Here is a 6,627-nt window from a genome sequence, read left to right on the forward strand (position 1 = left end):
CTATGAGATCCTGGCAAAAATACGGTAAATTTCTCTATATACCCGCCCTCTTTCTGGCTAGTGCCGGCTTAACCGTGGGGTTAATCTCCGGTCAATGGTCATCCCTCTCTCTGGGGTTATTAATTGCCGGGGCTATTCTGTTTCTAGGGTGGCTGTTGTTATTAGTAATCACTTCCAAAGACTTTTGGCAAAAAAGAAGTACCCGCACCGGCACTCAAACCCTCATTACTACTATTATTGTCCTCGGTGTTATCGGTTTAATTAACTTTCTTGCCCTCCGTTATCCCTATCGAGTTGATTTAACCGAAAACCAAATCTTTAGTTTATCCCCCCAAACCGAAAGACTATTAACCAATCTGTCAAAACCAGTCAAAGTCTGGATTTTTTCAACCCGGGGAATCAGTGCCAACGAAGAGGAACTTTTAGCCAATTATCAACGCAAAAATCCCCAATTTCAGTACGAGATAGTTAACCCGGAGAAAAAACCCAATATTGTTCAAGAATTTAAAAAACTAGCCGATGATAATCTGTCTAGAGTCTATCTACAGTATGGTGACAAAAAACAACCCCTGAAAACTATTAGTGAAGAGGAAAGTCTCACCGAAGCGAAACTGAGTAACGCCATCGAAACCGCTAAAACCGATCGCACTCTAACCGCTTACTTTCTGCAAGGTCATGGAGAAAATGCCATCAAAGAACCTCAAGGGGGTTTAGGACAAGCAGTCAATAGTTTAGAAGCAAAAGGTTATCAAGTAGAACCACTTAATCTAGTGGAACGTTCCACCATTCCCAATAATGCCGATGTCATTATTATTGCCAGTCCCAAAAGAAAAATATTTCCCCAGGAAGTCACCGCGTTAAAAAACTATCTTGAGCAAGGGGGCAAAATTTTATTACTGATTGACCCCCAAACCGAAACCGGATTAGAACCCTTATTAAGCGCTTGGGGTGTGAAACTAGATAATCGGATTATTATTGATGCTTCCGGTGCCGGGGAAATCATCGGACTAGGACCGGCTAGTCCCATTATTACCAATTACGGCAATCATCCCATTACTCGCGATTTTGCTAACGGTATTTCTATCTTTCCCTTTGCTCGTCCCATCGCTACCGTTCCCATCGAAGGAATTGAAGCCATATCTTTAATGATTACTAATGATAAAATGTGGGCTGAGAGTGATTTAAATGATCAGAATCTCCAGTTTAACCCCGAAAAAGATTTAGCTGGTCCCTTTGATCTAGGAGTTGCCCTGACGGGAAAAAAAGGTAAATTAATCGTGATTGGTAATGCCAGCTTTGCCAGCGATGGACTGTTTGAACAACAGTTAAACGGAGATATATTTTTAAATTCTGTGCAGTGGTTAGCCAGTGGTGAAACAGCCACCTTATCTATCCGGGCCAAGGAACCAGAAAATAGAAGAATCAATTTAAATCCCCTGCAAGCTAACGCTATTTTTTGGATAGCGATGGTAGTGATGCCTTTAGTAGGATTTACCCTAGCTGGATTGACTTGGTGGCAACGTCGTTAATCGAGTTAGAATCTAGAAAAATCATCTCTCTTATTCCCCCTAACTGCCATGACCACAACCCAAACCATCCCCCAATTGTTGACTTTTGATGACTATATTAATCAATATCCCGATGATGGACAACAATACGAATTAATCGCAGGAAAATTATTGCCCATGATGCGAACGCTCGGAAAACACGAAGAAATTGGCGGATTTGTTTCTGGAACCCTATTCTTAGAGATAAATCGGCAGCAATTGCCCTATTTTATCCCCAATACTGCGGCAGTAAAACCCCTTCGCCCCCATACAGGTTATCTACCCGATATTATTGTCTTAGACAGAGAAAATCTAGTTAACGATCCCTATTGGGAAACCGCTTCCTCAATTTCTCTGGCAACATCAGCTAAATTAATTATTGAAATTGTCAGTTCCAATTGGCGAGATCATTATCTGAAAAAATTCGACGACTACGAACAATTAGGAATTGCCGAATATTGGATTATCGATTATTTAGCCAAAGGTTCGGCCCGATATATCGGCAGCCCCAAAGAACCCACCATTTCTATCTATCAATTAATCGATGGAGAATATCAAGGTAATTTATTTAAACAGGATCAACGTCTTATTTCAGGGGTTTTTCCAGAGTTAAACCTCACTGCTAATCAAATTTTTGGCGTTGTCAGATCAGAATAGGAAAGATGCAATGCAATCCTTGCTATCAAAGTAATTTCAGTTCCAAGCTGATTCGGAACATCTTTCAATTTGACAACGCCCTAGAATCAAGCTCACCTTTGCTCAAGCGAGTCCCTTTGCTAAGATGACTTGAACCACACCCAAGAGGCCTAAACCTAGTAAAGCAAGAAGAGAAGAAGGTTCAGGAACGCTAGTATAGTAGAAAGCATTCGCCTGCATTGTATTAATGGTTGAATTGCGGGTAATTAACTGAGAAAGGGTGGTTTCGGCAATATTCGGGTCAAGTAACTGTAAATCGTTTAAATCATGGAGATAGAAAAAGCGATCTCCGTCCCTGAGTCGAGTAAACTGATCGGCAATGATATATCTAAAGGTTTCCCCTAGTAAGGCATTGGTAGAAACAGGCATCTCTGCTAATCCTCCCACCCATAAATCTATATCCTCTACTGAGGCATAAATGGCAGATAAACGGGCAATAATCTCAGGATCGGGGTTAATCTCTGCAAAACTGCGATAAGGGGTTAATCCTAACGCGGAACGTACCTGATTTAATGTACCAATCCCCACTTCTCTGCCTCTGGCAATATTCACCGCCGCTAAATCACTTCCACCACTTGGCGCTGTAAAGAGAAAATTTCTGACCGAATCCACGATAAAAGGGTCAAAAGCTTGGGATTTCTGCGAAGCTAAACCGATGAGGAGGGAATCTACCCCCCGCTCGATCACGTCTTGGGTGTTGAAAAAGGCATCGGCTAGGAGAATACTGTCTAAAATTTGGTGGTTTTCGTCTGTCCGCAGGAGAGAGGGAGAGAGGGTGGTATGACCAAAACGAAAGGCCGCATTGGCAAATTCATTGCTAATTCCCGCATTTACCGTCGGATTATAGCCCAGATAGGGAGATAAGCCATCTGTGCCAATGAGAAGGGGCAAGAATTCCTGATAGGTAATCACTTGAATCTGCGCCCCTAAAACTTTACGGGCAGATTGATAGAGAAATTCGTCCTCATCTAACCCTGTACCCGTCAAAGCTTGGATTAAGGCACTATCTCCCCCATCGAGGCGGGTTTTTAACTCAGTGGCGAGGCGATTGTGTTCCCTGAGTAAGAGGGTATGGACTGCCATTAAGCCTATTTGCTCATTGGGACGGGGATCTCCCCCGGCAAACAAGCGATCGTCAGGCAGCCCTAGAGGATTCGCCGCCGGTACATTCGCTTGGGTTTTCAAGGGTAATAATTCCTCGCCGTTGAGGATCTGACTTTTCAGTTTCCCTCCGCTAAAAGTACGCAATTCATCAGCCACCGCTTGAGATGAACCGTACACTTGAGAACCATCGATATAAGAGGTTAAAAGGTTAATCTGTTGGCGAGGATTGCCGATTCCCGTCCCGGTTCCCGCTAAGGCTTCATTCCGGGTAAAAGGAATCCCTACCGGTGAATACAGAGGATCGGGCAATCCCGTGGCGATATCTATGGGATTGATGGGAATATTACTGGCAGGTGTTCCCTTGGCGGGTTCATTGAGATCCAGATCGTGATCGATGACTTGTCCCCATTGAAATAACCAATCACTCAAATGCAGGGGACTCGGTAGGGAACGATTATCTTGACGGACAACAGTGTTACTAATATCTCTGGGGTTGGGAAGGGGCGCGATCCCATCACTGGCAAGGGAACGGGGGGAATTATAACCATCTTGATAGGTGGATGGGGTAAGGCGTAATAAAGGGGTTTTGGCTGCCCCCCAAGTGGGATTACTCAGGTTATTGCCTGAACCATCAGCAGAACGAAAGGTTAAGGCAGAGGCGGACGTAAGGGGTAAAATCTCGGCGAAAAGCAGACTGAGGCTAACCATTGAGCCAGTTAAAAGGGTTTTAGAGAAATTCATAACAATCGATAAATATAAAAATCTCGATCGAGGGTGAATATTTGTCCTTAGTTTTATCTTAGCATAGCAAGGAAAGTGGGCAAAAAACTAAACCCCATCAACTAAGGGAATAAGTATCCAAAAATTCTAATACAGTGATGATTTTAATGTTTCTAAATGGGTTCAAGACTAACAAATCTTCATCCCCTGTAATAAGAGATTCAGCATGACCACTAATCGCTAACTCTAGATATTTATTATCCTTGGAATCTCGACATTCATTGATAGATTCTGACGGTTGCACTAATAAAGATGCTTCTACTAATGTTTCTAATAGCTCTTGGCGAATTGATTTAGCTAAATAGCGGTCAAATTTAGAACGAGATAAAACGTCACTAAGTTCATCAATAACTGTCTCAGACAGGATAATTATGCCCTGATTCTTGGCCATTTCTAACGCCAAACGAGGTGAACTGTTTTTAAATAAAAAAGCACTAACAATTACATTAGCATCAAAAACAAATCGGGGTTTATTCATCTTGTTCTAAGATAGACGCTAAAATGTCTGGAGTTAATCCGTTAGCTTCTGCTTCATCACTAGCTTGATCCATAATTGTTGATAACCTCGCCCCTGCTTTTTGACGATATTTTTCTAATTCTAATTGAATAGTTGCAGTTATTTTATTTTCTAGGTTTGCTCTGTCATTGGGGTTAATTTTAGCGTAATATCTAGCAATTTCTAAAGGAACTTGAATAGTGATTTCTGTCTTGCTATTCATGGTAATTGATTGTTTTTTTACTTTTGACAGACTTCTATTGTAGCACAAAATCACAAGACTCATTGAATTTGACGATATTGATGTAAAAGTTGCCATTGGATCACAAAAATCAATGAATAGAAACACGGACTAAAAATAACCCCCCTCAACTGACTGAATGAAGGGGCATTTATGGTATTTTTGGTAGGCAATTTAGCCTACTTTTGTGGTTTCCTTTTCTGAGGATTTGGAGGGTTTTAGTTTACGCTTGAGGGTTGAGGCTGCGCCGAGAGTCCCAATAGCTAAAAGACCTATCACAGAACTAGGTTCAGGAACCTTCCCATCAACTGAAACTTGACCGGTCGAGAGAGATGAAGTGGTAAGATTGTTAGACGATGCTAGTATATTGCTATAGAATGAAAGAAAACTTGAGTTTCCATTCTCGGTATAAGTTTGTAAACTACTGAGATAGGGAGAATTAATAAAATTATTCACACTAATGTTCGCAAGATCATACTGAAGCTCGCTATCAAATTGTGGTTCAGCACCTCCACCTTTAAATAAAAAACCATTTACTAAACCAGCTGTTAATACAGGAACATCACTCACTAAATATTCAATTATTGTGTTAGCTAAAGACCATCCTTGTGAGGTTTCATTCCCTAACAAAATAGTAGTGCCTATTCTAATAGTAGCACCTTCTAGAGGATCAGCAAGACTTTCAGAACCATCACTCAGTTTTAACGTTGGTGTTACTACCATATCACTAAAGGATAAAGTAGATGTGTTTGAGTCAAAAGAGAGTTTGGAATTACCACTTTTATCACCACTCCAATGCGCTCCTCTCTTTTGTTGCATGGGCATAGGCATTATTTCAGTAACCGGCGCTTGGGCTGTTACACCTGTAATTGTCCAACTTGGTCTGCCAGGAGGCACAGGAGAAGTCTGAATTATTCCATATTCTGTTACACCACCTATACCAGCTGGTGGTTTAGGTGGATCATAAAAAGTGAAGATTTGATTATAATCTGGTTTAAATTGGATTCCTGGTATATATATTGCAAATGATTTCAATTTTTTCATATCTGCAGGATCAAAAAACATAACACTACTTGATACCACTGAATAGGACTCACTGGGATGGGAACTCGCTGGATTACCATCACCTGAGAAACCCCCGTACACAACTTCCCCATTTTGAAACTCCATTCCCTTATATCGCAATGTAATTGTTGATCCATTCGAACTGTTGAGGGGGGGACGAGGATCACGCGTTTGCCAACTAAAATTATATGTTTTTTTAGTTACTGTCATATTTACGCCTAACGCTAATTCAGTATTAACTAATGCGGCAGCGATTGTTATCAAGAATACGGAGAACTTAAACATGAGAATCACCAAAAAAAACTAAACGAGTAGAGACATCAGAAAAGCGTCAGCTTTTGCAGGCTGGGTTAGGTTAAGTGCGATCGCTCTCCCTCGCAGTCAGGTCAAACAACAGCATAATCCAACTCCAATGGGAGATAGCAGAAGCATACACACTCCCCCCCACAACTGTATCAAAAGCTACAATTTAATAAATCCTTACATTCCTCTCCCTAGCTTAGGGATTGACAGGGGAAGGAGTCTCAGGTGTTTTCCCCTGTTTTACCCCTTCTCAAGCGACCTATTGCCTTCCGTGAGGGATTTTGGTGTGGTATGTCGGATTTGCTGCTTAATTATTGGGAATTAATGAAATCTTGAGGATGAACGATGGTAATATTGGGAATAGGGATAAAGTCATCAGGATTAAAGGTTAATAA

5 protein-coding genes and 1 pseudogene are annotated in these 6,627 nt (G+C 41.4%); 2 read left to right on the forward strand and 4 right to left on the reverse strand.

Features of this window, described 5'->3' with window-relative positions; translation table 11 throughout:
* The first annotated feature begins 2 nt into the window (after nucleotides 1–2).
* Together IM496_RS02215 and IM496_RS02220 are read left to right on the forward strand one after the other, a co-directional pair.
* A complete protein-coding gene (locus IM496_RS02215) occupies nucleotides 3–1,529 on the forward strand; it encodes a GldG family protein (protein ID WP_287661115.1) in 1,527 nt (508 codons plus the stop codon).
* 48 nt (nucleotides 1,530–1,577) lie between these two features.
* Complete coding sequence (locus IM496_RS02220) at nucleotides 1,578–2,204, forward strand: Uma2 family endonuclease (protein ID WP_287661116.1); 627 nt, start codon at nucleotides 1,578–1,580, stop codon at nucleotides 2,202–2,204.
* Between the two features lie 102 nt (nucleotides 2,205–2,306).
* Here the strand turns inward: IM496_RS02220 and IM496_RS02225 are convergent, their stop codons facing one another.
* The 4 genes and pseudogenes from IM496_RS02225 to IM496_RS02240 all read right to left on the reverse strand — a co-directional run.
* Nucleotides 2,307–4,088: a peroxidase family protein gene (locus IM496_RS02225; protein WP_194014975.1), complete on the reverse strand. Its 1,782-nt coding sequence runs from the start codon at nucleotides 4,086–4,088 to the stop codon at nucleotides 2,307–2,309.
* Nucleotides 4,089–4,185: 97 nt separating this feature from the next.
* Complete coding sequence (locus tag IM496_RS02230) at nucleotides 4,186–4,605, reverse strand: putative toxin-antitoxin system toxin component, PIN family (protein ID WP_194014956.1); 420 nt, start codon at nucleotides 4,603–4,605, stop codon at nucleotides 4,186–4,188.
* Complete coding sequence (locus IM496_RS02235) at nucleotides 4,598–4,846, reverse strand: hypothetical protein (RefSeq protein ID WP_194014974.1); 249 nt, start codon at nucleotides 4,844–4,846, stop codon at nucleotides 4,598–4,600. Before IM496_RS02235 ends, IM496_RS02230 begins: the two co-directional genes overlap by 8 nt.
* A 192-nt stretch (nucleotides 4,847–5,038) precedes the next feature.
* Nucleotides 5,039–5,161 (reverse strand): annotated as a pseudogene (locus IM496_RS02240) (PEP-CTERM sorting domain-containing protein); the annotation flags it as partial.
* Nucleotides 5,162–6,627 lie beyond the last annotated feature (1,466 nt).

Source organism: Microcystis sp. M049S2 (assembly GCF_020245625.1).
Lineage (GTDB): Bacteria > Cyanobacteriota > Cyanobacteriia > Cyanobacteriales > Microcystaceae > Microcystis > Microcystis ichthyoblabe_A.